General features: G+C 48.4%; 22 protein-coding genes and 1 riboswitch. Of the genes, 18 read left to right on the top strand and 4 right to left on the bottom strand.

The window, feature by feature from the left end; translation table 11 throughout:
• Positions 1–14: 14 nt before the first annotated feature.
• The 3 genes from ACUN27_RS01590 to ACUN27_RS01600 all read left to right on the top strand — a co-directional run bounded on the left by ACUN27_RS01590 (position 15) and on the right by ACUN27_RS01600 (position 3,426).
• A complete protein-coding gene (locus ACUN27_RS01590) occupies positions 15–2,525 on the top strand; it encodes a S1C family serine protease (protein ID WP_326062972.1) in 2,511 nt (836 codons plus the stop codon).
• 104 nt (positions 2,526–2,629) lie between these two features.
• The gene (locus tag ACUN27_RS01595) at positions 2,630–3,106 is read left to right on the top strand and encodes a VanZ family protein (protein ID WP_315954504.1); all 477 of its coding nucleotides are present in this window, start codon (positions 2,630–2,632) and stop codon (positions 3,104–3,106) included.
• 65 nt (positions 3,107–3,171) lie between these two features.
• Complete coding sequence (locus ACUN27_RS01600) at positions 3,172–3,426, top strand: hypothetical protein (RefSeq protein WP_315954505.1); 255 nt, start codon at positions 3,172–3,174, stop codon at positions 3,424–3,426.
• A gap of 456 nt (positions 3,427–3,882) precedes the next feature.
• Here the strand turns inward: ACUN27_RS01600 and ACUN27_RS01605 are convergent, their stop codons facing one another.
• Positions 3,883–4,662, bottom strand: coding sequence for a pirin family protein (locus tag ACUN27_RS01605; RefSeq protein ID WP_445558287.1), 780 nt, complete (start codon positions 4,660–4,662; stop codon positions 3,883–3,885).
• Between the two features lie 163 nt (positions 4,663–4,825).
• On the opposite strand from ACUN27_RS01605, the gene ACUN27_RS01610 reads away from it, so the two are divergent.
• The 3 genes from ACUN27_RS01610 to ACUN27_RS01620 all read left to right on the top strand — a co-directional run bounded on the left by ACUN27_RS01610 (position 4,826) and on the right by ACUN27_RS01620 (position 6,708).
• Complete coding sequence (locus ACUN27_RS01610; protein WP_315954507.1) at positions 4,826–5,245, top strand: BlaI/MecI/CopY family transcriptional regulator; 420 nt, start codon at positions 4,826–4,828, stop codon at positions 5,243–5,245.
• A 2-nt stretch (positions 5,246–5,247) separates the two neighbouring features.
• On the top strand, positions 5,248–6,090 hold the full coding sequence (locus ACUN27_RS01615; protein WP_315954508.1) for a M56 family metallopeptidase: 843 nt from the start codon (positions 5,248–5,250) through the stop codon (positions 6,088–6,090).
• Positions 6,091–6,177: 87 nt separating this feature from the next.
• Complete coding sequence (locus tag ACUN27_RS01620) at positions 6,178–6,708, top strand: DUF2231 domain-containing protein (RefSeq protein WP_315954509.1); 531 nt, start codon at positions 6,178–6,180, stop codon at positions 6,706–6,708.
• Between the two features lie 62 nt (positions 6,709–6,770).
• On the opposite strand, the gene ACUN27_RS01625 is transcribed toward ACUN27_RS01620, so the two are convergent.
• Entirely contained in the window at positions 6,771–6,953 is a 183-nt protein-coding gene (locus tag ACUN27_RS01625; RefSeq protein WP_315954510.1) for a hypothetical protein, read from the bottom strand.
• A gap of 532 nt (positions 6,954–7,485) precedes the next feature.
• Here ACUN27_RS01625 and ACUN27_RS01630 point away from each other — a divergent pair.
• The 3 genes from ACUN27_RS01630 (at position 7,486) to ACUN27_RS01640 (ending at position 11,765) form a co-directional block, all read left to right on the top strand.
• Entirely contained in the window at positions 7,486–9,231 is a 1,746-nt protein-coding gene (locus tag ACUN27_RS01630; protein WP_315954511.1) for an ABC transporter ATP-binding protein, read from the top strand.
• 43 nt (positions 9,232–9,274) lie between these two features.
• Positions 9,275–11,329, top strand: coding sequence for an ABC transporter ATP-binding protein (locus ACUN27_RS01635; protein ID WP_445558288.1), 2,055 nt, complete (start codon positions 9,275–9,277; stop codon positions 11,327–11,329).
• A gap of 121 nt (positions 11,330–11,450) precedes the next feature.
• Complete coding sequence (locus ACUN27_RS01640) at positions 11,451–11,765, top strand: hypothetical protein (RefSeq protein ID WP_315954513.1); 315 nt, start codon at positions 11,451–11,453, stop codon at positions 11,763–11,765.
• A 59-nt stretch (positions 11,766–11,824) separates the two neighbouring features.
• Here ACUN27_RS01640 and ACUN27_RS01645 read toward each other — a convergent pair whose 3' ends face one another.
• A complete protein-coding gene (locus tag ACUN27_RS01645; RefSeq protein ID WP_326063055.1) occupies positions 11,825–12,445 on the bottom strand; it encodes an NAD(P)-dependent oxidoreductase in 621 nt (206 codons plus the stop codon).
• A gap of 185 nt (positions 12,446–12,630) precedes the next feature.
• Between ACUN27_RS01645 and ACUN27_RS01650 the strand changes: the two genes are divergently transcribed.
• The 3 genes from ACUN27_RS01650 to ACUN27_RS01660 all read left to right on the top strand — a co-directional run bounded on the left by ACUN27_RS01650 (position 12,631) and on the right by ACUN27_RS01660 (position 17,121).
• Positions 12,631–13,737, top strand: a complete 1,107-nt coding sequence (locus tag ACUN27_RS01650; protein ID WP_445558289.1) for a hypothetical protein — start codon at positions 12,631–12,633, stop codon at positions 13,735–13,737.
• 145 nt (positions 13,738–13,882) lie between these two features.
• Positions 13,883–14,611 (top strand): 23S rRNA pseudouridine(2604) synthase RluF, encoded by a 729-nt coding sequence (rluF, locus tag ACUN27_RS01655; RefSeq protein WP_315954516.1) that lies wholly within the window; start codon positions 13,883–13,885, stop codon positions 14,609–14,611.
• A 152-nt stretch (positions 14,612–14,763) separates the two neighbouring features.
• A complete protein-coding gene (locus ACUN27_RS01660; protein ID WP_445558290.1) occupies positions 14,764–17,121 on the top strand; it encodes an S-layer homology domain-containing protein in 2,358 nt (785 codons plus the stop codon).
• Positions 17,122–17,255: 134 nt separating this feature from the next.
• On the opposite strand, the gene ACUN27_RS01665 is transcribed toward ACUN27_RS01660, so the two are convergent.
• Positions 17,256–17,417, bottom strand: a complete 162-nt coding sequence (locus tag ACUN27_RS01665; RefSeq protein ID WP_186456555.1) for a hypothetical protein — start codon at positions 17,415–17,417, stop codon at positions 17,256–17,258.
• Positions 17,418–17,589: 172 nt separating this feature from the next.
• Here ACUN27_RS01665 and ilvA point away from each other — a divergent pair, with 172 nt between their 5' ends.
• The 6 genes from ilvA (at position 17,590) to ACUN27_RS01695 (ending at position 25,685) form a co-directional block, all read left to right on the top strand.
• Complete coding sequence (ilvA, locus tag ACUN27_RS01670) at positions 17,590–18,846, top strand: threonine ammonia-lyase IlvA (RefSeq protein ID WP_445558291.1); 1,257 nt, start codon at positions 17,590–17,592, stop codon at positions 18,844–18,846.
• A gap of 70 nt (positions 18,847–18,916) precedes the next feature.
• Positions 18,917–19,005, top strand: a riboswitch (cyclic di-GMP riboswitch).
• Between the two features lie 86 nt (positions 19,006–19,091).
• Positions 19,092–20,621: a putative bifunctional diguanylate cyclase/phosphodiesterase gene (locus ACUN27_RS01675; RefSeq protein WP_315954519.1), complete on the top strand. Its 1,530-nt coding sequence runs from the start codon at positions 19,092–19,094 to the stop codon at positions 20,619–20,621.
• Between the two features lie 265 nt (positions 20,622–20,886).
• Positions 20,887–21,957, top strand: a complete 1,071-nt coding sequence (locus ACUN27_RS01680; protein ID WP_315954520.1) for a BMP family lipoprotein — start codon at positions 20,887–20,889, stop codon at positions 21,955–21,957.
• 129 nt (positions 21,958–22,086) lie between these two features.
• Positions 22,087–23,628, top strand: coding sequence for an ABC transporter ATP-binding protein (locus tag ACUN27_RS01685; RefSeq protein ID WP_445558292.1), 1,542 nt, complete (start codon positions 22,087–22,089; stop codon positions 23,626–23,628).
• Positions 23,621–24,700, top strand: coding sequence for an ABC transporter permease (locus ACUN27_RS01690; protein WP_315954522.1), 1,080 nt, complete (start codon positions 23,621–23,623; stop codon positions 24,698–24,700). The genes ACUN27_RS01685 and ACUN27_RS01690 overlap by 8 nt, the downstream gene beginning before the upstream one ends.
• Before the next feature lies 1 nt (position 24,701).
• Positions 24,702–25,685, top strand: a complete 984-nt coding sequence (locus ACUN27_RS01695) for an ABC transporter permease (RefSeq protein WP_315954523.1) — start codon at positions 24,702–24,704, stop codon at positions 25,683–25,685.
• The last annotated feature ends 12 nt before the right edge of the window (positions 25,686–25,697 follow it).

The following is a 25,697-nucleotide window of genomic DNA, read 5'->3' on the forward strand; positions in this document are numbered from 1 at the left end:
AGAGGAAGACCGTCATGGGGAATTGGAATACCGTTGCTAAAAAAGGGGCAACAGCGTTACTGGCCGCCTTCTTGCTTGTTTCCCTGCAGGGGCCGTCACCTTCTTATGCAGCCGAAATAAATGCCGAAGTTCCTAAAGTGATTGAAAAAGCCTCACCGTCGGTTGTTGCAATTATCGGCAAGCCATCCTACGATTCAGATAAAACACTGGAGAAAAATCGTTTTAATCTTGCACACGGCACAGGCGTAATCGTCGAGTCCAATGGCGTCATCGTGACGAATGCACATGTTGTCAAAGATATGAAAAATATCGTTGTTGTTACATCGGACGGCACTACCTATAACGGGCATGCCACGAATATCGATGAGGAGAGCGACTTGGCATTGGTGAAAATCGAGGCCACCGGCTTATCGCCCGCGACTTTCGCTTCTTCCTCGGACATTAAAGTGGGCGAAACCGTCGCGGCGATTGGGACGCCGATTTCTTTCGCTTTGCGTAATTCCGTTACGGTAGGGATTGTCAGCGGACTTGACCGCTCGGTTAGCTCGCAATATCAGCTTATTCAAACAGATGCGGCGATCAATCCAGGCAACAGCGGGGGCGCATTAATTAACATGAATGGTGAGGTTATCGGTATTAATACGATGAAATATGCCGATTTCGGGGTTGAAAATCTCGGCTTTGCCATTCCGGTAGACACCGTCAAGTATGTGTTGAAGCATTTTAAGTTGTACGGGAAAGTAAAGCGTCCTTATTTGGGGCTGGAGCTGGAAGAAAGCTGGGAGGCCGTCGTTGGTTTGCCTAGCTCAACAGGACTTCGGGTTGCTTATGTCGATCCTGATTCACCGGCCGCGGCCGCGGGCATTGAGCAGGATGATCTGGTGGTTTCCATCGGTGCCAACAAGGTGAAAACGCTGGTCGACTACAATGAGGCGATCAAGAAGTATTTGCCGGATGAGAAGGTGGATATCACCATTCAGTCAGAGGGTGCGACCGTGACGAAGTCTGTTACGCTCGGCGAAGTGCTTCATCCCGAAACGAAGTGGAAGGAAGACGCGGAGGGGTCTGATTTGGACGCGGACCGCGGTAAAACCAAGATCGGCGACAGCCATTTCGGCTGGTCGATGAAGTATCCGGCAGGTTTAGTGAAAGGGCACCAATCCGAGGAGGGCGATTCGGTTAGCTTCATGGATGCCAAAGGAGAGTTCTCCTTGTCCATCCAAGTTGATAACGAGAGCGATGAGCTGTCTCCGTCGGCGCTTTTGAACAAATTAACCGGCAGTGAAGATGATGACTATAATGATATGGCGGCATCCACGATTCTGGAGCGCCAATATGTAAAGCGCGAAGGCGGTCCGTTTGCCAAAATTGTTGGCCGTTCCGGAGATGACGGCTACATTCAAACGCGTGGTTATCTTCACCAAGGGCGCCTATATAAAGTGCAATTATTTGTAACGAAAGATCACTATAACAACGATTTTAAACAAAATAGCTATAATGACTTACTTGATTCTTTTAAGCTTTCCTTTAATGCGCAAGATGAATCGCTCAAAGATATTTCGGTTTATTCTAACGGCAATACGACCTATACGAATGAGTATGGCTTATCATTTGCCTTGCCTTCCAACTGGCAGAAAAGCAGTTATACCGGAAGCTCCTCCTTCTTTAATTCGGATTATTCGCAATCGCTGCAAGTTGAGGTGACGTCGGCTTCATCCGGCGACACGTTAACCGCGTGGGCTGATCGTGAGCGCAAGCAGCTTGAAGCGCAGTATGTGCAGAAATATCGTAAGATCAGCGCCCCTGAGGAGCTTACTTTGGCCGGGGTTCCAGCTTTAAAGACAGCTCATGCCGAAACACTGGGCAACAAATGGACCGCGGGGTACTCGCTCTTTTTCATTAAGGATAAATATAAGTATGAGGTTGAAGTCAGCTATCCGCAGGAGGAGGAGGGGGCTGAGATCAATGATCTCTTGCACACCTTAACCTCCACGATTGAAGTGGATAAAGACCACATGGACCAAGAGCTTGGTTTCATTCAAGATCTGGACGAACTGATGGATCCGAATCGTACCATTACCTATAAAAATGAGAAATATAAATACACCCTGCAAATTCCTGAAATGTGGACAAGCAGCAAGTCATACGACAACAAAGACCAAGTGAGCAAGTCCTTCCTTTTCACCGGAGGATACTTGACGATCGGCGCAGATACCATCACACCTTATGAAGATGCGGTAAAAGAAGAGGACGCGGCGCAGAAGAAGAGTCACGATAGCGATAGCGAATATGCCTATACCGATGAGGAAACGACAGTGCTTGGCGGCGTGAAGGCGAAGAAATACGAAGTTAATTATGTGAGTGCCAAAGTGCCTTACAAAGAAACAACGTACATTTTCAGCCAAAATCAAATGACTTATACCGTTACGCTGCGCATGGACGAAGCGGTTCGAACAGAGGCTAATGAAGCTCGTTTGAAAAAGGCTTTTGACTCTCTCAAATTTTTGGATGCGGCGAACAAATAGCCTGCGGAAGCAGCAGGACATGTATGACCCTCTCCTCAGTCGTGACTGAAGGGAGGGTTCTTTATTGGCAGAGCAGAGCGGGGAGCAGGGGGAGGGCGATCATCATGAGGAAGAGGCTTATCCGGCAGATCGTATGGCTGCTTTTTATCGGTTACACGGGCTGTTTGCTGTATTGGATGTTCTGGGGGTTTGGGCGTGAGAGCCTGCGAAGCGGGGGGCATTTTGAGTATAACTACAATATAGTTCCTTTCAGGACCATTGGGATGTATATTCGGCATGCCCATTTGTTTCCGATGCGGACATGGGTAATCAATTTATTTGGTAATATAGGCGTCTTCATGCCCTATGGGTTCATTCTGCCGTATTTGTTTAAGGTGGCGAAGCGGTACAGGGTGTTTCTACTGCTTTTTGGTTGCCCGCTGGTAGGCTTGGAAGTGTTGCAAATGCTGCTCAGAGTGGGGAGTTTGGATGTGGATGATTTGATTTTGAACATATTTGGGGCGAGCCTGGCCTATTGGATTTTTGTGGCTTTCCTCCGATGGCATGCTTCAGATCAAGTTGAAATGAAATACAGGGTATAAAATGTGACCAATTGCCTCAATATAGCCCTTGTAATGATTTTAATTTGAGGAGGCTCATTGAAACGATGACCAAGACCGATTCAAGCCTACAGTCACAGAATCCGATTTCTTCCGCACAAAATTCAGCCGATAATGTCCATCAAGCGGTGAACCATGCGATGTCCCATCCGACACCTCAGACGCTGCAAGAGGCTCGGAATGCTATCGGTAAAGCCGAGAACTCGTTGGAACAGGCTGCAGATCAATCTGACGCGCCGGCCGTGCAGCAAGCTGCTGAATCGCTCAGCGAGGACGAAGCTAGGCTTCAATCGTTGGAATAGCATCAAAGGGAGCTATCCTGGGAGTAGTTCAACTACTTGGGGGTAGCTCTTTTGATTTTTCTGCGGTAGGTTGTGCGTGGGGAACTACAGGGCGCTATTTTGGCTAAATAGACAGTTCTCATGGTTAGACGGAACTACAGGGCCTTATTTGCCTCGAAAAGCTCACATTTGGCGGCGAAGGGACGAAATAAAGGCCAGTAGTTCCCTTCGACTAGCGGAAGTGACGTTTATTCGAAGAATAAGGGCCCGTAGTTCCCATTAGGTCAATTTTTCGCCAAGCTGCACTTACCGCTCCCAAGCTACTTCAACTACCTAAGCCCCCAAGCCATTCTGACTCCCGATTACTCCAGCACTTAAGCCACTCCCGCCACTCCCCGCAACCCAAGCCGAAAAGGCCATCCGTCAGATCATTCCTGATCTGCTCTGATAGCCCCGCTGCGATGACATCTCATCGTATTATTTATGGTACAACGCGTAGCCCGGATCTACCGGCACTTCAATCGCAATGATGCGCAGGCCTTGCGCGTCATCCGCCTTCAACAGCAGGATTTCATCGGCTTGTTTGTCATTTTGGACAACGACGAAATCCTTGTGGGAGATGGCCTGAGGACCGTTGCCATCTGCGGCGGCTTCACTGCTGCCTTGTCCTCGAATAGCGAGGAAAGCAAGCTGCCGCTTCGGGTGGAGGGAGTACGTGAATGATGCATCCGGCTCAAGGATCCAATCAAACATGTTAGCGTCTGTATCCAGCTGAATGGGGGCCTCTCCGCCAATGACGCTTTTCACCGTTACGCCATCTTGTTGGACGACCGGGAATTGCGCATGTTCGTATTGATTGTAGGTGGCGGGCTTTTTCACCGATTGGCTAAGGTGAGGCTCGAACCAGATTTGCATGCCTTCGGTGCCAGCGGTGCGGAAGGCTTCCGCGTGAGAGACGCCGGATCCGGCTTGAATGACTTGAGCACCGCCGTCCGTGACGGTCTCCAGTGAGCCAAGAGAGTCGCGGTGTTCTACGAGACCTTCGATCACATAAGTGACGATTTCGAACGCTTTATGCGGATGCATGCCGATCTCAGCAACATCGGTTGCGTGACCCCAAGCCCAATAAAATAAGGGACCTACACGATCCACAGCCGTTTTCTCTCTCGGAAAGCTAATGGCCCGCTGCTCGATAAAGTTGCCGCCGTCAAAAGCCCCAACACCTTGTTGATCAGCCGAAAATATTTGTATATGCATAAGAATCGCTCCTTTACTTTAAAATAATTAATTACTTACTATATGTAAGTATTATAGATCTCTTTTAACGAAATGTAAAGTGAAATCCCACTCTTTTAACAGCATATCTTGACTTCGCTGCGCGACTCCTACTACAATTTGTAGTGTAAGGAGTGTGTCTATCATGAAAATGCAAAATTTTAAATATGAAGGAAGCGGGCTTAACCGTTTTTTCGGTCCCTTAGAGGCTAAGATCATGGAGATTCTATGGAACAGCGCCGAGGAAATGACGATTAAAGACGTCCAACAGAAGCTTGATAAGGAGGCTAAAGCGATCAATTTCAATACCGTCATGACGGTGATGAACCGCTTGGTGGACAAAGGTATTTTGCAGAAAAAGGCGCTTGCCCGCTCGTACCAGTACAAACCGGTTGTTACAAGGGAAGCCTTCATGGAAGCTCAGTCCAAAGAGCTCACGCTTGATCTGATTGAAGAGTTCGGCTCCTTGGCGGTGACTCATATGGTGGATGCGCTGGATAAAGTGGATCCCGGTCTGCTCGACCAATTGGAGCAAAAAATCAAAGAAATGAAAAAGGATCGATAACGATGATGGAAAAGCGATTGAAATGGCTGTATGCTGCTTCTTTAGCCTTGTCGGGGCTTGTCTTGGGACAAATGCTGCTTTTTGTGGGACAGCATCTCTTCAAATGGCATGTACGCTATAACATCTTTGATTTGTGCGTTATCTTATTCAAAAATCTTCATATCCCTGCACCCATTGCGCTTAATTTGGTGAATGTTGTGATCCTTTATACCCTTAGCGCGGTCCTTTTGCTAATTATGCGGCAAACCTTCCAAGCGATGAAAGCCAAGAAGCTGGTTGCCAAACACCAGGATGCTGCGCTCACCTTGCAATACCGCGGCATGTATCAGCTTGCTGAGCATCAACTGCGAATTATTGCTTCCAAAGCGCCAACCGCCATGACGATAGGCTTTCGGAAGCCGCAAATCATCCTATCGACGGGGTTACTCGACATGTTGGACCCCACAGAGCTTCATGCCGTTATCGACCATGAGAAATGCCATTTGAAGCATCGCGATCCGCTCGCTATTTTCCTACTGTCCGTCATCTCTAAGGCGCTGTGGTATATCCCGATCTTTGCATGGCTTGCTAAGAAATACCCCATTATGATTGAACTTAGGGCAGATAAGTATGCCATTGGTCAAATGAATCAACCTGCCGATTTGGGCAGCGCTCTCCTCAAACTACTCAAACAACAATCACCGGTACCGAATCTATCCTTATCTCATGCCTCTTTCGCTGAAACATCCATAAATGTTCGCATCAAACATATTCTTGACCCGCAAATGACCTTCTTACTACCGTGGCCAAGGCTTCGAATAGTGGTATCCCTGTTGATCGCTATCCTGCTGATGGGGCTCATTTAGAGCCCTGATTGGCAAGGCTTGACTTTCCATTTATTAAACACTACACTTTGTAGTGTAAATGAAAAAGATGAGTGAGGAGAGAGATTGATGGATTATATCTTGAACAATCTGCACTTCATAGTGACGCATGTCCCTATCGCACTTCTTATTTTCAGTTTTGTTTTTGATATTATTGCGATGATCATGAAAAAACGGGAGTGGCACTCTGCCGGTATGCTCTGCCTTGTGGTAGGTGCGCTTGGGGCGATTGCGGCTGTCATGACGGGCCCGTCTCCTTGGCGTAATCCCCTGGTTGTCCCTCATGAATTCTATGCGAAATTAACAATGCTTGCAGCGATTGTTCTTGCGGTAGTTCGTGTAGGTTTGCTCATTTGGAAAAAGAAAGACGCAGGCCGGCATCCGATGTATTTGATCGGCTCGCTCGCGGCTGTGATCCTCGTCAGTTATACAGGCCATCTTGGCGGTCAAATGGTACATAGACCCATGAATGCCCCGGCTATGGCACCAGGGGGCGGAGTACCGGGTGGACAAGCACCTAGCGGACAAGGTGAGCCAAATGGACAAGGCCCTAGAGCTCAAGGAGCTAAGGGACCTGCGTCATCACCTGCGGCACAATAAATACAGGGCTATCCATCAGGTCTATTCAGACCCGTTGAGATAGCCCTGTTTTTGTCTAATCCTCATACAGGCTCGTCCAGCTCTAACTCCTCCAGCGTATACCGATTATCCCACAAAAAAATCATATCGTATTTCGTCGAATCGCGCGAAACGAATCTGGCAACGAGTGCAACAACGCCTCCAATTACGACTCCGAATGCGGCAATCCATCCTAACAAGGCAAACACTTGATCGACCATGCCCATCCACTCCCCCTGCGCGATATGAACTCATATGCTATGAATATGCCGCGAGAATTTGAAACATGTGTGACAATCGCACAAGGGGAAAAAGCAAGTATTCTGATCCGAAATTGGCAGGGTAAGATAGTTCTTTTATAGTCTTTTTCTCCGATTGACAGGGGCTTGAAAAGGGTGTTAAGATCACCTCTGTAAGCGCAGATATACAACTTTTGGAAATGATTAAGGACGCAAGACGGTTTGCGGTAGAGAAGGAGGGTTTCAAGATGATTAAGTTGGTTCTGGATCCAAACGCGCATTTTGAGCACAAAGATAACGACCATACAAATTCATACGGAGTAACCCGCCTGTTAGCCGATACCGATACGCCTTAAGGGTGTTTGTTCGGCTGCTGCAACCACTTCATATACGCTAATGAAGAGAAGCGCGGGTTACGAAGAAGTTCGTAACGAGCGCTTTTCTGTTTTCGAAAAGGCATATCGCTGCGTGCGGTGTGCCTTTTTGCGTGGATAAGTAAAGTAAAGGAGTGATGAAAGCGATGTTTATCGTATTAAAAAAATTAGGCTGGTTCTTCCGCATGAATTGGAAGCGATATACGCTGGCGATTGGGCTGCTCATTATCGTCGGAATCATTGATGTGATACCTCCGAAGCTGATCGGCTATGCGATTGATGGTATACACATGGGGACTTTAACTGGCAGCAAACTGTTCCAGCTGCTCGCCTTCTGGGGGACGCTGATTGTAGCCGGCTATGGCTTGTCGTATGTTTGGCTGTATCAGCTGTTTGGAGGCGCCTTCGTCCTGGAGCGCGTGCTCCGCTCCCGCTTGATGAGGCAGCTGCTGCGCATGACGCCAACGTTTTATGAACGCAACCGCACGGGCGATCTCATGGCTAGAGCTACGAACGACCTGCAAGCGGTGTCGACGACAGCAGGCTTTGGGATTTTGACCTTCGTAGACTCCACGTTGTTTATGCTGACTATCCTCTGCATGATGGGCTTCTTCATTAGCTGGAAGCTGACGCTTGCTTCAATCCTTCCTCTGCCTTTCATGGCTGCTGCGATCACCATTTATGGCGGGCGAATTCACGAGAGATTCATTCTCGCACAAGATGCTTTCGGTCAAATGAATGACCGGGTGCTTGAAACGATAGCCGGTGTACGCGTCATACGCGCTTTTGTACAGGAAAAGGCTAGTGAACAAAGTTTTAAAGCGATGACGGACGATGTTTTTCGTAAAAATATTGCCGTTGCCCTTATCGATGCTCTATTCGAACCCACGGTCAAAATCCTTGTCGGCATCTCTTATCTAATTGGATTATGTTACGGCGGATACATGGTGTTTCATAGTGAATTGACACTTGGGGAACTCGTTTCCTTCAATACGTTCCTCGGCATGTTGATATGGCCGATGTTCGCAATCGGGGAACTCATGAACATCATGCAGCGCGGCAATGCCTCATTGGATCGGGTGAATGAGACCCTTGGCTACAAACCCGATGTCACAGATGAACCGAATGCAACAACCATGCTGCTGCCTAATTCGATTAGCTTCCAAGCAGTCACCTTCCGCTATCCGTCATCTTCTATCGATAATCTCGTCAATATCTCTTTTGAGCTCAAGCGTGGACAGACGCTAGGCATTGTAGGGCGGACAGGAAGCGGCAAAACGACGCTGCTCAAACAACTGCTGCGCGAATATCCGCCTGGAAAAGGCACGATCGCCATTTCCGATACGCCGATAGAGCAGTTGACGATCGACACCGTACATGGATGGATCGGATATGTGCCACAGGAGCCGATTCTTTTCTCCAAAACGGTGAAGGAAAACATTAAGTTCGGCGCAAGCCAAGGCACAGAGGAGCAGCTTATTCAAGCGCTTGAACTGGCCGCCTTCCGCAAAGACGTTGAGTTCCTGCCGGAAGGCTTGGAAACCTTGGTTGGCGAGAGGGGCGTGGCTTTATCCGGCGGTCAAAAGCAGCGCGTATCTATCGCGCGGGCGCTTTATGTAGATCCAGAAATTCTCATGCTGGATGATGCGCTTTCTGCCGTGGATGCCAAGACGGAAGCCGAAATCATCCGAGGAATTCGCTCCGAGCGTGCCGGCAAAACGACACTCATCACAACGCACCGCCTGTCTGCGGTTCAACATGCCGATCGGATTCTCGTGCTCGATGAAGGGTATATCGTGGAAGAAGGCACGCATGAGGAGCTTCTCGCGCTCGGCGGGTGGTACAAAGAGCAGTATGACCGTCAGCAGTTAGAAGAGCAGCAGGTCGGCTGAACGGACAAAACGATGATCTCATGAAAAGAAGGTGAAAACCCTAATGAAACATACAAGCAAGCGATTATTTCAATATGCGGCATTGTTTAAAAAACCTCTGCTGATCGCGCTGTTATGCTTATCTGTCGCCGTTGCGACAGAGCTGGCAGGTCCTTTCATCGCCAAGAAGATGATCGACACGCACATTCTCGGTATTGAGAAGCCGTGGTTCGAGACCACGTCGGCAACGAAAACAGAGAACGCAGTTCCGATGAACGGAGGTTTTTATAAACGGAGCGATCATTTTGCGGAAGGGGAGCCGAAGGGGCATGAAATTCGGATTCTGCAGGTGGGCACCCAGTTTGTATGGGTGGATCAACCGCTCGTCTTTGACGGCGCCCGCAAGTTGACGGAAGATGGGAAGCTGACGATTACGCAGGGTACAGACCAAGCCGAGTATCCGGCTAGAAAGCTCAGCATTCAGGAACTGTACACGTTTTATGAGCCTGAATTTTTTAGCTTGATGAAGCTGGCCGGTGTCTACTTCGTGTTAATTCTCATTGGCGCCGGATTTACCTATGGTCAGCGGTATCTGCTGCAGTCCGCGGCGAATCGCATCATTCAGCGCATGCGGAGCGATGTGTTTGCGCAAATCCAGCGGCTGCCGATCAATTATTTTGACAATCAGCCTGCTGGTAAAATTGTTTCACGGATCACGAACGACACAGAGTCTGTCAAAGACTTGTACGTTCAGGTGTTGGCGAACTTTTTTACAGGGACGATTTATATTGTTGGTATTATTGTCGCGTTGTTTATACTAGACTATCGTTTGGCTTTATTCACGCTGCCGGTGCTTCCTCTGCTGTATGCGTGGATTATTGTTTACCGTAAATATGCCTCTTACTATAATCACGAGATCCGTGAAAGGATCGGTTCCATCAACGGTATGATCAATGAGGCGATTCAAGGCATGACGATCATTCAAGCTTTCCGCAGGCAAAAGGAAACGACGGAAGAATTCGAGCAATTGAACGAGGAATACACGCATTATCAAAATAAATTGCTCAGCCTGAACTCGCTGACCTCCCATAACCTTATGAACGTTGTGCGGAATTTGTTCTTCTTCGGTCTCATTTGGTACGTCGGGGGAAGCTCCTTACATTCGTTAATCACAGTTGGTGTTCTATACGCATTCGTTGATTACTTGAACCGGATGTTCCACCCTATGGTGGGGATCGTGAATCAACTGCCCAACCTGGAACGAGCCATTGTATCGGCCGATCGTGTATTTGAACTGCTGGATGAGCAGGGCATTCCCGTGGCGACTGAGAAATCCGAACGTTATCTGGGCAACGTGAAGTTTGAGCATGTTCGTTTTGCTTATAAAGAAGGCGAAGACGTGTTGAAGGACATCACTTTCGAGGCCAAACAAGGGCAAACCGTTGCGCTTGTCGGGCACACCGGCTCAGGCAAAAGCTCCATCTTGAATTTGCTGTTCCGCTTCTACGATGTGAACAAGGGCCGCATCACGGTCGACGGCCGCGATGTGCGCGAGATGCCCAAGCAGCTGCTAAGGCAGCATATGGGCATCGTGCTGCAAGATCCGTTCCTGTTCACAGGGACGATTGCATCCAACGTATCGTTGGATGATCCGTCCATCACCCGGGAACGGGTCGAGGAGGCGCTGCGCGAGGTCGGTGCAGCGGCTATGTTTCAAAGCCTGCCGCACGGCATCGACGAGCCCGTGATCGAGAAGGGCAGCACGCTGTCGGCCGGGCAGCGGCAGCTGATCTCTTTCGCCAGGGCGCTGGCGTTCGACCCGGCGATCCTGATCCTCGATGAGGCGACGGCCTCCATCGACACGGAGACCGAGGCCGTCATCCAGGCGGCGCTCGAGGTGCTATCGAAGGGGCGGACCACCTTCATCATTGCCCACAGGCTGTCGACGATCAAAAACGCCGACCAAATTCTGGTGCTCGATCATGGCGAAATCGTCGAGCGCGGCAACCACGAGGAGCTGATGGGGCACCTCGGGCGGTACTACCAGATGTACCAGCTGCAGCAGGGTCATCCGGAGACGGCAGCCGCCGGCGAGGACGAAGTGCGGAGCGGCTTGTAGGAACTTTTCCAGGCGCAAACGAGAAAAAACCGTCAGGCCATGCTGCCTGGGCGGTTTTTTTGTGCCGCCTATGCTACAATAACAGCAATAAATCTTTTCCTCACTGAAATGGAGGGGTTGTATGCGTCCAGATACACTTCGTTTGCTAAATTTGCTTCAGCTGCTGTCGGAAATCGCAATCGCTGTGGGATATTTGCTAGGCTTGATCCCATTCGTTTACCTGTGGTCGTGCGCTTGGGTAATCCCGCTCGTGTTTGTGAACTTGGTCTTTGCCATCCTCACCCATAATGGAACGACGACAAAGACAGTCATTAACATCATTATGGCGTTTTTGAGCTTTATTCCGGTTGCGGGGTACGTGTTCCGTATTGTCGGTATCGTGATCTCATGGCTGAACATTGCTGCTTTGTCCAAAGAAAGAAGCAGACGTTATTAAACGGCAAAAAGAGGCTCTCCCTTGGTCATTGGATGACTGTTGGGAAAGCCTCTTTTCCGTTAGTAGGCCAATCCTGCTCGGCAGCCAACATACTCTTGCGAACACGCAACGCTGTAGGTAAAATCCGCCGTATCGCCCACGGAGATCGACTTGCCATCCTCCGGCAGGAATTCGCGCGCGACACGGTAGGTGCCCAGCGCCTCGCCGTCTGGCAGGTAGGTTGGGCAGACGACCGTCCAAGAGAGGCCGGAGGCTTGCAGCAGCTCCCAGGCCTTGCGATGCTCCTCGGCGGCTCGCGTAGAGGAACGTCTTGTGTCCGGCGTCTCGTAGCGCAGCAGGCCGGGGTGCTCTTGGCTTTGCAGGATGCCGGCTGTGCCAATGGTGACGATCCGGCTTACGCCTTGTTCCTTCATAGCTTCGATGAGAAGAGGTATGGACTCCGTCAGCACCGTGCCGCCATCGGTATTGAGGCAACTGATGACGACGTCTACGCTCTCCAAGGAGTGACGAATGTCACCGGGATGGCAGGCGTCGCCTTGCAGCAAGGTAAGCTGTTCGGAGCGCTGGTTGACCTTTTGTGGATTGCGTACCAGTGCAGTTACTTTATGATTGTCTGCCAAAGCTCGCTCTAAAACGCGAGTTCCGACTCTTCCTGTTGCTCCTAGTAGAAGAAAATGCATGACTAGCCTCCATATTTCAAACGTTGTGAATTCTATTATACGCTTCTTGTTTGTCTTAGAGAAATGCACCTGTTACAGGCGTCTCAGAGTGATTCATCTATTTATTTAAAGATAGGTTCGTAGAGGAGACAAACTCACATAGACTAGCATAAATTGAATGCATCCCCTTACAAAGGAGAATGCACATGGCGACTTTTTATGAGGCTTTAAGGCAAAATGACAGGCTTTTCGCAACGCTGCAAATGCCGGGTGTTCTGGGTACTGGTGTTGGCTATGCTGATCCGGATAAACCTGGAAGAGGTGCGGCGATTATCGTGTACACGCGTAAAGGTGCGGTTACGACAGCAATCGGTAAAAGCATCGCAAAGGTTGTCGGCACTAGCATCCCCGTCCGTTATATTGCTGGAGCTCCCTTCAGACCTAACTCCGTAGCGGCCCCGAAAAAGATGAGCCGGTCTGTGAAAGCTCCGGTGAAACGTTACAGAGCCACGCAATTTCGCGGCAAACATCGTCCCGTTCCGGGCGGCGTTAGCATTGGCCGAGAGAATCGGGGGACAGGGACTTGCGGTCTGATCGTCATTCAGAATGGCCAACTGCTGATGCTGAGCAACAACCATGTGCTTATTGAAGCGAACAGATTCGGCGCGAATATTGTTCAACCGGGGAACCTGGACGGAGGCGTAAATGTGACAGATCGTGTCGGTACGGCATTCCGGTTTGTTCCTTTTAATCTAACAGGACCGAACTTCATGGATGCTGCTACGGCGATACCTTTTAACAACAGTTTGCTCACTCCGAGATATTTGGTCAGTAATACAGGGCAATTCGTGAATCCGCAAGGTCATTTGCTCAGCTACCGTGTGGGAGACCGTTTCTTTAAATCAGGACGTACCACGGGGTTTGTTATCGGCACGGTGGAGAGTATCGGCGTACAAATTAATATCGGACCTTATCCTGAGTTGGGGGGCGTTACGCTGCAGTTCCGTAATCAGACGATCCTCACGGCTCCTACGAACATCTCTCTGCCTGGCGACTCCGGGTCTGTATGGATGAGAGGACAATTTGCAGCGGCTTTGAACTTCGCAGGTAGCGGTCCTCGTTCTATCTCGACACCGATTGCTAGCGTAATGAATACATTCAATATTCGAGTAGCCGTTCTTGCGGGAACAGGCACTTTTAAAAGCGGTGCGGCCATTAATCCTTCGCCAAAAGGCAACTATGCTTATACCCGGCCATTGACGGTGGCACAACGCAAATTGGTGCGTATCGTTCGAGCTATGCCGAAAAAATAGATCATTGGTAGATCGCTCCCGTTCACAGGATGGAGGGCGATTTTCTTTTTGCCATGTGATACCTGACTTGAACGAACTTGGGGAATCCATCATAATAGGAGATATCAGAAAAATAGGATCACGGCATAGAAGGGATTTCCCAAGCATGAGAATCAATAAATTTATTAGCGAGACAGGGGTTTGCTCCAGGCGGGAAGCGGACAAGTGGGTAGAAGCGAAACGTGTTACGATTAACGGTGAGGTTGCCGGGCTTGGAAGCGTTGTAGGTCTTGGCGATGAAGTTCGAATCGATGGCAAACCGATTGGCGAGAAGAAGGAACATGTCTATATTGCGCTCAATAAACCAGTAGGAATCACCAGTACGACGGAAGCTCATATCAGAGGCAATATTGTTGACTTTGTGGGGCATTCGGAACGTATTTTCCCGATCGGCAGACTGGATAAGGATTCGGAAGGTCTCATTCTTTTAACGAATAACGGAGACATTGTGAATCAGATTTTGCGCGCAGAAAATAATCATGACAAAGAGTACATCGTGACGGTGAACAAGCCAATTACGCCGATGTTCCTGAAGGGCATGGCTAGCGGAGTGCGCATTCTGGGCACGGTAACGAAGCCATGCGAAATTTATCCGGTGGGCGATCGTGTTTTCCGCATCATCCTGACACAGGGGCTTAATCGGCAAATTCGTCGGATGTGCGAAGCGTTCGGGTATCGGGTGGTGCGCCTGCAGCGCGTTCGGATTATGCATATTCATCTGGGGAACTTAAAGGTTGGCAAATGGCGAGATTTGACGCAAGGCGAAATGAAAGATCTCATGCACACCCTTAGCCAAGAAAACGCCAAAACGAGCAAGATGCCTAACGGTAATTAAAACAGCAGCACATGTTCATGCCTCCCTGAAGGGGGCTTGGAGATGTGTTTTTTATTTTTTAATTTTTTTGTATGTTTAAAGCAACTTTTTCTTCCTTATCAGCGTCAAGGGTTATTATGGTAATTTTCAATGCCTAAAGGAGGAAGAGGACTTTGAAATTAGTCAAACAAGCAGGAACGCTAGTACTAGCTTCAAGTTTGCTGCTCACGGCTGCTCCAGCCGTTTGGGCCAGTGAGGTAAGTGTGGATAGTAAGACCATTGCAGTGCCTGCCTATCCCGGCGTCGTCGACAGCAAGATGTTAGATGCCAAAATCACGAAAGAGCAAGCGATAGAGCGGGCTAAGGCGTATATCACGCTGCCTCAAGGCTTCACATTCCAATCGATTAGCTTAAATGCTTACTATGGCACGAATGGCAGAAATATCCCGACATGGAACATTAATTATGTGAAAAAGGTAAAAGATCAGACCTACGGTTATTTGAACGTATCGATTAATGGCCTGGATGGAACGCTGACGGCTTATTCAATGAATGACAGTGATCCGGATCATAAACCGGCGTATCCGCCGAAGGTTGACTTCGCTGCAGCTAAAGATGTCGCTTCCGCTTTTATTGCTAAAGTGAATCCAGACAAGCAGAAAGAGCTGCTTTACGACGATTCGGAAGAGAAAGCGTTCCGCACACCGTTGAACGGGAATTATCAGTACAACATCCGCTTCGATCGTTCGGTTGACGGTGTTCCTTTTACTGCGAATGGTATTTCGGTCAGTGTGAATGGCGACGGTCAAGTAACGAATTATAATTACAATTGGTCTGATGACGTTACTTTCCAAGCGAATACCGGGCCTGTTACGAAAGAAAAAGCTGCTCAATTATTCCATGACAAAGCGGATCTCTCGCTTCTCTATCAGATTCCATACGGGGCCAAAGGCAAGAAATTACCGATTATTTCTTATATGATGGGAGCGTTTTCGCTGAATGCGCTAACCGGAGGAGTATGGAACCCGGTTCCGCATACGGAGGATTCCAAGCCTTTGACGGACAAACCGCTGGCTGAACGTCCATCGGCTGCTTTGAACCTGACGAAGGAGGAAGCCGTGAAGAAAGTCATCACGGTGTTCAATCTTTCCTCGGACTACAAGCTCCAAGAGGCTACCTACAATGAAGGGACGAACCCTGAAACCGGAGAAACCAACTCGAATTGGAACTTAAGCTGGAACACCGTTTCTGAGAAAGACCCTACAGGCAAGATAGCCGGAAGCGGAGTCTGGGCAAATGTAAACAGCAAAACCGGAGAAATCACCAATTTTAACAGCTATGTGCCGTACAGCCCTGATAACAATAAGGACATTGAAGGTAAGGTTTCCTTAGAGGATGCTGTTGCCAAAAGCGTAGATTTCGTGAAAACGCAAATTCCTTCTTACACTGACCAGTTAGTGCTCAGCCAGCCATCCGCCAAGGATTACTCGGAAGACCAGCTGAAGCATATGCGGAATTGGGATATCCGATTCAATCGCGTTATTGACGGTGTTAGTGCGGGTGGTGAGGGTGTAACCATCAGCATCGACCGCGTGACGGGTCAAATTATGAACTATCAATTCGGGCTCAGCGACATGCCTTATCCGAAGCAGAAACCGGAGATTCTGGCGCTCGACAAGGCGAAGGAGCTGTGGCTTTCCCAGTTCGACATTAAACTAAACTATGTGCTCGAATATGGCGGATCCAATGGCGTAATGCCAATTGAGAAATACAACCTGATGATTGCTGCGGGAGAAATTCCTCCGACTGCAGCCGTTACCAACGCAAATCAAAAATTAGAAGCTAAGCTTGTCTACACGCTCGTTCCAAAACTTAGCCGGGAACCCTTCCTGCTTGATGCGCAAACTGGAAAATGGAGAAACAGCCAGACGGGTGAGGTTATGTCCCTGGATAAAGTGACCGTTAGCGACATCGACAATCACTGGGCTAAGAACGAGCTTCAACTGATGCTGGACTATCAAGCACTTGATGTGCAGGATGGCAAAGTCAACCCGGATCAATTGATTAAACGGGGCGAGCTGGTCAAAATGCTGGTTATCGCGATGAATGGCGGGAACGGTGGCATCTATTACGGAGCGGATCGCAAAGCTTCCTTTGCGGATGTAAGCAACGCTTCCCCTTATTTTGCCTATGTCGAAAATGCGGTTGACCGCGGTTTGCTGGACGTTGGCGCTGATTTCAACCCAGAAGCTACGCTAAGTCGCGAAGAGATGGCACAATTGATCGTTAAGGCACTTGGATACAAAAACCTGGCGAAATTCGACGGCGTGTTCAACAGCCAATTCGCGGATGCCGCTGAAGTTAAGCAAGTAGGTACCGCTGCGATTGTGGTAGGGCTTAACATTATGTCCCTCAACGATGGCAAGTTTGCGCCGCAACAAGAAGTGTCAAGGGCACAAGCAGCAAGCGCGTTTTACCGTTTCTTGCAGAAACGGGCGGAGCTGCAAGATCAGCCACGTTACTACTACTAGGAAGCCGGTATGAGGATCATAGTTCCCCAATAGTGCGAGATTCGCGTGGTCATTACCGTATATACTGAAAAAAAGGCTATCTTACAGGTCATAGACCCGCAAGATAGCCCTTTCTTCACGCGCTTATTCATGTTCTAAAACATTGGAAATACATAATGAACTAAGAAATATAGAACTCCGAAGATGATGATGATGTAAGCTGCATACTTAATGAAGGTGGAAGCTACTAAACTGGAATCCGATTTTTTCTCTACATGGCGTTCTTCAATGTCAATATTACGTGGTTGTGTCGACATAGCAATCACTCCCTTATAAAGTATCTTGCTAGTTAATACCCGCCATATTTTGGAGTGAAACATCAGCATTCATAAAATGTTCCAATAATATTTTCTTACAGGCGCTCCTCAGTGTGCTACAATAATCTTTAAAATTTATTACGCATATTGGAGAGAAAGGAAGTAAGAGAAAATGGTTGTTTCCGGAAAAGTAGGTTTGGAAGAAATTATTAGGGCCAATCATGTGCTCAGCAAGGTGATCGAACCATCGCCTCTGCAACGCAATGAGCTGCTCTCTAACTTGTATGAATGTAACGTTTATTTGAAACGTGAAGATATGCAGGTCGTTCGTTCTTTTAAAATTCGCGGAGCGTACAATGTGATCCAAAGTTTGACCCCGGAAGAACGCGAAGCGGGAGTCGTGTGCGCAAGCGCAGGCAATCACGCACAAGGCGTTGCTTACTCTTGTAAGCAGTTGGGAATTGAAGGGAAAATCTTCATGCCAACGACGACGCCAAGGCAAAAAATCTCGCAGGTGAAGTTGTTTGGCGGATCTTTTGTAGAAGTGATTCTGACAGGGGATTCTTTCGATGATTCATCTAATCACGCCAAGGCCTACTGTGCCAAAGAAAATAAGGTGTTCATTCACCCTTTTGATGATATTCGCACGATCGCGGGACAAGGGACTGTCGGTCTGGAAATTATGAATCAGATGTCCGATACGCCTGACTTTATTTTTGCCACCATCGGGGGCGGCGGTCTTGTAGCTGGTGTGGCGACTTATGTGGACAGCGTTTCTCCACGTACCAAGATTATTGGCGTTGAGCCAGAGGGCGCTGCAAGTATGCAGGCGTCGCTCAAGCAGGGCAAAGTCGTTACTTTGTCTACGATTGAGAAATTTGTAGACGGCGCAGCTGTGAAGCAGGTAGGCGAGCTTACCTTTGATATTTGCAAAGAAAAGCTGGACGATATTGTTGTTATTCCTTCAGGGAAGGAATGCACGACGATTCTGGAGCTTTACAACAACAACGCCATCGTGATTGAGCCAGCAGGGGCTCTGCCTGTTGCGGCGCTTGATGCTTACCGGGATCAAATTCGCGGCAAAAACGTAGTTTGTATCATCAGCGGTGGTAATAATGACATAGACCGGATGCAGCAAATCAAAGAAAGATCGCTCGTGTACGAGGGCTTGAAACATTATTTCATCCTCAATTTCCCTCAGCGTGCAGGCGCTTTGCGTGAATTTCTGGAGGAAGTTTTGGGGCCGACCGACGATATTACCCGGTTTGAGTATACGAAAAAGAACAATCGGGATGATGCTCCAGCACTAGTCGGCATCGAGCTGAAGAATAAAGATGATTATGAGGGTCTTATTGAACGTTTGTCCCGCAAGGACTATGATTATATCGAGATCAATAAAGATCCCAAACTTTTTAATTTGCTAATTTAACTAAAAATAGCCAGAGTAGAAAAAATTGTGATATAGTTAAATAGTCCTGCTTTTTCTTTGTTTACCTGAATATTGTAAAAGGCAAACTTGCCGAAAGGTAAGGACGCAAAGCTCCGGGTCTTAGGTTGCCGCCGCAACGATGATGGCTGGGCTGCCGAGAGGAGCAGTTTACCGATACAGGTACGCCTACGGCTATTCCAAATGGAATAGCCTTTTTTGATGACCGGAATGGAGGTTCCCCCCGAATGAGAAGCCTTTTTTTAAAGTGGATTCAACAGATGAAAGATCAGGAGCTCCGCTATGTGGGCATCCTTGGTTTCTTTCTGCTGACGGCTAATCTACTTGCTGCTGCTTCTTTTACATTTACCCCGAAGATGATAGTGTTCGTTCTCATTCAAGCACTTATTTGCTTCTTTTTTGCCATTCGCATCCGTCACCTGCGGCTTAACAGCATCGAACAGGAGGAGAAGAGTAAGCAGCTGGCTTACTTGGCTTACCATGATACATTAACGGGATTGCCGAATCGACGGCTGTTCGAGGACCGCTTAAAGCGCGTGCTCCTTCATGCTCAGCGCTATGACCAGCTAGCAGCAGTTGTATTTCTCGACATGGATAGATTCAAGGAGGTTAATGATTCCTATGGCCATGCCTCTGGTGATCAGCTCATTCGATTGGCTGCGGAGAGATTGTTAGGCTGTCTGCGTGGTTCGGATACGGTGTATCGGCAGGGTGGCGACGAGTTTATTATTTTGCTTGAATCTTTTACCAAACCGGAAGACGTCCGAGCAGTGGCTATGCGCATTCAAAATGTCCTGGATGAACCCTTTATCCTGGATGGAAAAACCGTTACGATAACCGCTAGTATGGGAATTGCATTATATCCGCTAGACGGCACTAAGCCCGAACAGCTTCTTCAGCGTGCAGATGAAGCGATGTACGAGGCCAAAAACCATGAGAATAGCCGCTTCCAGTTCTATGCGTCAGACATTGATACGATGGTGAAGAGCAAGGCTCACATGGAGAACGAGCTGCGCTTGGCTTTAGAGCAGGAACAGTTCGAATTACGGTATCAGCCGCAATATGAAATCGCAGGCCGCAAGCTCATCGGCATGGAGATCAGCCTCTACTGGGAGAAGGGGGCTAAGCAGCTTAGCAAGCTCATGGATTGGCGGAAAGCAGCGGATGAACTGGGATTCATGGTGCCTATCGGCAAGTGGGCGTTTCAGACCGCGTGCAGGCAGATGAGAGACTGGCAGAAGGCCGGTCAAGAGCCGCTCCGAATGACGTTCACCATTAAATCTTCGCAGTTTAAAGATGATCATTTTATTGCCCATATAGCTGATGTGCTGCAAGAAACAGGTATCGATCCCAGTCTGGTCGAGCTGGACCTTACGGAGAGCATCACGTCTTCCAACGTGCAAGAAGCAAGCAAGAAGCTGACGATGCTGAAAAAGCTTGGCGTACGCATTGCCATGGATGACTTGTGTACGGGGCTTTTTACACGAAGCGGGCTGGAAGGTATGCCGCTGGATAGTGTAAAGCTGGACAGCACGCTGATCAGAGACCTTGTCGATGATGACGAAAATCAACTGCTTGCAGCTGCTATCGTTCGGATGGCCCACCGATTAGGGTTAAAGTTAATTGCGAAAGGTGTCGAAACGGAAGAGCAATTCGAATACCTGAAATTTCTGCAATGTACGGAGGTGCAAGGAAAACTGTTCAGCAATCCGCTATCCTCCGATCAATTCCTGACATTGATGACCATAAAAAATTAAAAATAGGTCATCTAGATTTTATTGACCGGCGGTAGTATAATAAATAATTGGGGCTTAAAACCTATATTGTGGGGCTTTACAAAAAGACCATGTCAACTTGGTTAACATCACGAATTATGATCATTTGCTGCAGGATTGCTTTTCACTTAAGTTGCAAAGTGATACACTCGGTCTATGATCAGACATACATAATTTAACTGATTCTGGTCAACCTAGAATGTGGGATTTAAGGTACAATTTTAAATTTATTTTGGGGGTAAAGATGATGAAAAAAGTATTCACAACAGCGTTAATGGCTGTCACTGTTTCCGCGGTTGCTTTGACAGGTTGCGGTGCCAAAAAAGAAGAAACAAAACCGGCCGCTTCCGCTTCACCAGCAGCAAGTAGCGCAGCATCCGCAGCACCAAGCAACAACAGCGGCAAAGATTTCAAAATCGGCATGGTCACAGACATTGGCGGCGTAAATGATAAATCTTTTAACCAAAGCGCATGGGAAGGTTTGCAACAATTAAAAAAATCAACTGGCGTAAACGTGAAGAACCTGGAAAGTAAAAGCGATGCGGACTATACGCCGAACTTGAACCAATTCGTAAAAGACGGCTATAACTTGACTTGGGGTATTGGCTTCTTGATGGGTGACGCGCTTAAAACGGTTGCAACTCAAAACCCGAATGCTAAACTTGCGATTATTGATAACGTTGTAGAAGCTCCAAACGTAGAATCCGTAACATTCTCCGAGCAAGAAGGTTCCTACCTTGTAGGTGTGGTTGCAGGTCTTACGACAAAATCCAACAAAATCGGTTTCGTTGGCGGTATCGACATCCCGGTTATCAAACGTTTTGAAGCTGGTTTCGTTGCCGGCGTGAAAGCTGTTAACCCAAATGCTAAAATTCAAATCAACTACACAGGCGCGTTCGATAAGCCTGACCTTGGTAAAGCAGCGGCAGCAACCATCTACAACGATGGCGCAGACATCATTTTCCACGCAGCTGGTTCCACAGGTAACGGTGTATTCAACGAAGCAAAAGACCGTGCGAAAAACGGTAAAAAAGTTTGGGTTATCGGTGTAGATAAAGACCAATCCCTTGAGTTCGGCGATGAAGTAACACTGACTTCCATGTTGAAGCGTGTTGACAACGCGGTTGCTCGTGTTTCCAAAGACGTTATCGACAACAAATTCCAAGGCGGTAAAAACGTTACACTTGGTCTGAAAGATGACGGTGTAGGCCTTCCGGAAACTTCCAAGAAAAACGTAACAGCAGATATCTTGAAAAAAGTTGACGAGTACAAAGCAAAAATCATCAGCGGCGAAATTAAAGTCCCAGAAACACCATAATACGGGTATAATAGGTACAGCGGTTACGAACGATAGGTTTACTTTTGTTCAAACAAGGCTAGTTACAATAACTAGCCTTGTTCTTAGTTTTGAGGGTTTTAAAAAAAAATTGATCCTTAGGGTGATCTGATGAATGAAGTAGTCCCTGTTGTTGAGCTCAACAACATTACGAAGAGGTTTCCGGGCATCGTGGCGAATGATGCGATCAGCTTAAAGCTGATGAAGGGTGAAATCCATGCCTTGCTGGGCGAAAATGGTGCGGGTAAATCCACATTGATGAATATTTTGTTCGGGCTGTATCAACCGGACGAGGGTTTTATAAAAGTACAAGGCAACGAGGTATCCATTGATAGTCCGAATCGGGCGATTGAGCTGGGCATCGGGATGGTGCATCAGCATTTTAAGCTTGTACAGCCGTTTACCGTAACGGAGAACATTATCCTGGGCATGGAGCCGAAAAAAGGGCTGAATGTCGATATTAAAACAGCGCAAGAAAAGGTGCGCAAGATATCTGAGCAATATGGGCTTCGCGTTGATCCGAAAGCAAGAATTGAAGATATTTCCGTCGGTATGCAGCAGCGCGTAGAAATATTGAAAACGCTGTATCGCGGTGCCGATATTCTCATTTTTGACGAACCAACAGCTGTACTGACGCCGCAAGAAATTAGTGAATTGATGGTCATTATGCGCAATCTTGTGAAAGAGGGCAAGTCCATCATTCTCATTACACATAAGCTGAAAGAAATCATGGAGATTGCTGATACCGTAACCATTATTCGCCGCGGGAAGGTGATCGATTCCATTGCAAGCAAAGACGCGAATCCGCAAATTTTGGCTGAGAAAATGGTCGGGCGCGATGTCTCCTTTAAAGTGGAGAAAAAAGATGTGAAGCTTGGGGAACCTGTTCTCCAAGTTAAGAACCTGGTTGTTCGGAATCAACAGGGACTGGCTGCACTGAAAGAACTTAATTTCGAAGTGAGAGCCGGAGAAATTCTGGGTATCGCGGGTGTAGACGGCAATGGCCAAAGTGAATTGATCGAGGCGCTGACAGGGCTGCGATCTATTGATAGCGGGCAGGTATTGCTAACAGGAAGCGACATTACGAACCATACGCCGAGAGAGATCTCGGAGGCAGGCTTGTCGCATATTCCGGAGGACAGGCATAAGCATGGACTCGTGCTTGATTTCTCTATGAGTGAGAACATGGTGTTGGAAACATATTTCCATCCTGCCTATAACAAAGCGGGTTTCCTCAATTACGAGGCGATTGACCGCCATGCGGAAGCGCTGATCAAGCAGTTCGACGTAAGGACACCGAGCATTTACAATAAGGCTCGATCTTTGTCGGGAGGGAACCAACAGAAAGCAATTATTGCCAGGGAAATACACAAGAATCCGAACCTGCTAATTGCTGCTCAACCAACGCGCGGATTGGACGTAGGAGCGATTGAATTCGTGCACCGTCAACTGATCGAGCAGCGGAACAAGGGCAAAGCAGTTTTGTTGATTTCTTTTGAGTTGGATGAAATTATGAACGTATCGGACCGTATTGCCGTTATCTACGAAGGACAGATTGTGGGAGAAGTGCTGCCGCAAGAGACGAACGATCAAGAGATCGGACTTCTGATGGCTGGCAGTAAGCGCACAGGGAAAGGAGCTGCTCATGAATAAGGTTGCTCGTATTTTTACAAGTGAATCAGCGGTGAATCCCATCGTGGCCATTGTGCTCGGGCTGTTATTCGGAGCGCTCGTCATGCTGGCAGGCGGCTATAATCCGATTGCTGCCTACGGGGCATTATTTGCCCGTGTTTTCGGAAATTCGTATGACATCGGGGAATCGATTCGTGCGATCACGCCTTTGATTTTGACGGGATTATCCGTTGCATTTGCATTCCGGACAGGCCTATTTAACATCGGAGCTGAGGGGCAGTTCGTCATGGGAATGACGGGGGCTACTTTTATCGGTGTGAAAGTGACAGGTCTTCCATGGATTATTCATGCGCCATTGGCCGTTATCGTCGGAGCGCTTGTCGGCGGACTCTGGGGGGCTATCGCAGGTTACTTGAAAGCAAAACGCGGGGTTAACGAAGTTATCACAACGATCATGCTCAATTGGATCGCGTTATTCCTGTCAAACTATATCGTAAATACATTCCTATTGGAGCCGAAGCAGCAGCGTTCGTATATGATTCAGGACTCGGCTTCGCTTAGCATTACTTGGTTGTCGGATTTGATGAACCATGCCAGGATTCACTGGGGCACCGTGGTTGCGATCCTCGCCGCCATCGTCTTCTATATCATTCTTTGGAAAACAAGACAAGGCTATGAGCTGCGTGCCGTAGGCCATAATATTGATGCTGCGAAGTATGCGGGCATGAACGTGAATCGCAACATTGTTAAAGCGATGTTTATCTCGGGTGTTTTTGCCGGTCTTGGCGGCGTATTTGAAATTCTCGGTGTGTTCCACTATCAGGTCGTAGCCGCGGCATCCCCTGGGTATGGATTTGATGGCATCGCCGTGTCCTTGTTAGGTGCGAACAATCCGCTCGGGATTGTCCTCGGCGCCGCGTTATTCGGCGGATTATCCTACGGATCAGCGGGAATGAGCTTCGGGGCCGATGTGCCGCCGGAAATTATCCGCATCGTGATCGGCTCGGTGATTTTCTTCGTAGCCACACAAGGCATCGTCAAATGGGTGCTCATCCCGTTCTATAGCAAACGCAAGAAAGAGAGGGCGTCGTAACATGGACCTGCTCACAATGCTCAACGCGTTTTTCACGAAATTCAGTGAACTTATTAACACAACGCTCGTTTACTCGACTGCGCTGATCTTCGGTGCTCTGGCTGGTATTTTCTCGGAGCGCTCCGGCGTGGTGAATATCGGGATTGAAGGACTTATGGTCTCCGGAGCTTTCGCATCCGCGGTTGGCGCTTATTATGCGGAAGAAGCAAACATGGGAGTCTGGTCCCCGTGGATCGGCTTGCTGACGGCCATGCTGTTTGCGCTCATCTTTGCGCTTATCCATGCTGTAGCGACAATTACCTTTAAAGCGAACCAAGTCATCAGCGGTGTCGTAATTAACTTTTTGGCTGCCGGTGTCACGCTGTTTCTGGTTAAAGTACTATTCAATGGCGCTGGTCAAACGGAAACGTTAAACGATGTATTTTCAAAATGGGAGTTTCCGCTTTTGTCGAAAATTCCGTATATCGGATATGCTTTATTTACTGCTTACCCGACAACCTATATTGCTCTAATTCTCGTTGCTGTTACGTACTATGTGCTGTTCAAAACACCATTCGGTCTGCGTCTTCGCTCCGTCGGTGAGCATCCAAGTGCAGCGGATACCGTTGGGATTAAGGTGAAGCGCGTGCGTTATATCGCTGTTTTGATCAGTGGTCTGCTTGGCGGCCTTGGCGGTGCAACCATCACATTGACGACAACAAGTACCTTCTCGCATAACACGATTTCCGGCCAAGGTTTTATTGCGATGGCTGCGATGATCTTCGGTAAGTGGCATCCGTTTGGTGCACTTGGCGCTGCCGTGTTCTTCGGTATGGCGCAGGCGCTCAACAACTTCATGCGGTTGTTCGATTTCTCCAAGAACATCCCGCAGGAGTTCCTCTACATGCTGCCTTATGTGCTAACGATCTTGGTCCTGGCAGGCGCAGTAGGTCGGGCGAAAGCGCCATCTGCTCTAGGTGAACCTTACGATCCGGGCAAACGATAAGCTATAGAAGTT

Source organism: Paenibacillus sp. WC2504 (assembly GCF_052682475.1).

What these genes read in the sequence shown, in the direction of transcription:
- ACUN27_RS01675 (WP_315954519.1), top strand. Translation starts at nt 19,092, where the DNA reads ATGAGAAGCCTTTTTTTAAAGTGGATTCAACAGATGAAAGATCAGGAG.
- ACUN27_RS01595 (WP_315954504.1), top strand. Translation starts at nt 2,630, where the DNA reads ATGAGGAAGAGGCTTATCCGGCAGATCGTATGGCTGCTTTTTATCGGT.
- ACUN27_RS01695 (WP_315954523.1), top strand. Translation starts at nt 24,702, where the DNA reads ATGGACCTGCTCACAATGCTCAACGCGTTTTTCACGAAATTCAGTGAA.
- ACUN27_RS01625 (WP_315954510.1), bottom strand. Translation starts at nt 6,953, where the DNA reads ATGGGCATGGTCGATCAAGTGTTTGCCTTGTTAGGATGGATTGCCGCA.
- ACUN27_RS01600 (WP_315954505.1), top strand. Translation starts at nt 3,172, where the DNA reads ATGACCAAGACCGATTCAAGCCTACAGTCACAGAATCCGATTTCTTCC.
- ACUN27_RS01620 (WP_315954509.1), top strand. Translation starts at nt 6,178, where the DNA reads ATGGATTATATCTTGAACAATCTGCACTTCATAGTGACGCATGTCCCT.
- ACUN27_RS01610 (WP_315954507.1), top strand. Translation starts at nt 4,826, where the DNA reads ATGAAAATGCAAAATTTTAAATATGAAGGAAGCGGGCTTAACCGTTTT.
- ACUN27_RS01630 (WP_315954511.1), top strand. Translation starts at nt 7,486, where the DNA reads ATGTTTATCGTATTAAAAAAATTAGGCTGGTTCTTCCGCATGAATTGG.
- ACUN27_RS01680 (WP_315954520.1), top strand. Translation starts at nt 20,887, where the DNA reads ATGAAAAAAGTATTCACAACAGCGTTAATGGCTGTCACTGTTTCCGCG.
- rluF (WP_315954516.1), top strand. Translation starts at nt 13,883, where the DNA reads ATGAGAATCAATAAATTTATTAGCGAGACAGGGGTTTGCTCCAGGCGG.
- ACUN27_RS01650 (WP_445558289.1), top strand. Translation starts at nt 12,631, where the DNA reads ATGGCGACTTTTTATGAGGCTTTAAGGCAAAATGACAGGCTTTTCGCA.
- ACUN27_RS01640 (WP_315954513.1), top strand. Translation starts at nt 11,451, where the DNA reads ATGCGTCCAGATACACTTCGTTTGCTAAATTTGCTTCAGCTGCTGTCG.
- ACUN27_RS01635 (WP_445558288.1), top strand. Translation starts at nt 9,275, where the DNA reads ATGAAACATACAAGCAAGCGATTATTTCAATATGCGGCATTGTTTAAA.
- ACUN27_RS01615 (WP_315954508.1), top strand. Translation starts at nt 5,248, where the DNA reads ATGATGGAAAAGCGATTGAAATGGCTGTATGCTGCTTCTTTAGCCTTG.
- ACUN27_RS01605 (WP_445558287.1), bottom strand. Translation starts at nt 4,662, where the DNA reads ATGCATATACAAATATTTTCGGCTGATCAACAAGGTGTTGGGGCTTTT.
- ilvA (WP_445558291.1), top strand. Translation starts at nt 17,590, where the DNA reads ATGGTTGTTTCCGGAAAAGTAGGTTTGGAAGAAATTATTAGGGCCAAT.
- ACUN27_RS01690 (WP_315954522.1), top strand. Translation starts at nt 23,621, where the DNA reads ATGAATAAGGTTGCTCGTATTTTTACAAGTGAATCAGCGGTGAATCCC.
- ACUN27_RS01590 (WP_326062972.1), top strand. Translation starts at nt 15, where the DNA reads ATGGGGAATTGGAATACCGTTGCTAAAAAAGGGGCAACAGCGTTACTG.
- ACUN27_RS01665 (WP_186456555.1), bottom strand. Translation starts at nt 17,417, where the DNA reads ATGTCGACACAACCACGTAATATTGACATTGAAGAACGCCATGTAGAG.
- ACUN27_RS01685 (WP_445558292.1), top strand. Translation starts at nt 22,087, where the DNA reads ATGAATGAAGTAGTCCCTGTTGTTGAGCTCAACAACATTACGAAGAGG.
- ACUN27_RS01645 (WP_326063055.1), bottom strand. Translation starts at nt 12,445, where the DNA reads ATGCATTTTCTTCTACTAGGAGCAACAGGAAGAGTCGGAACTCGCGTT.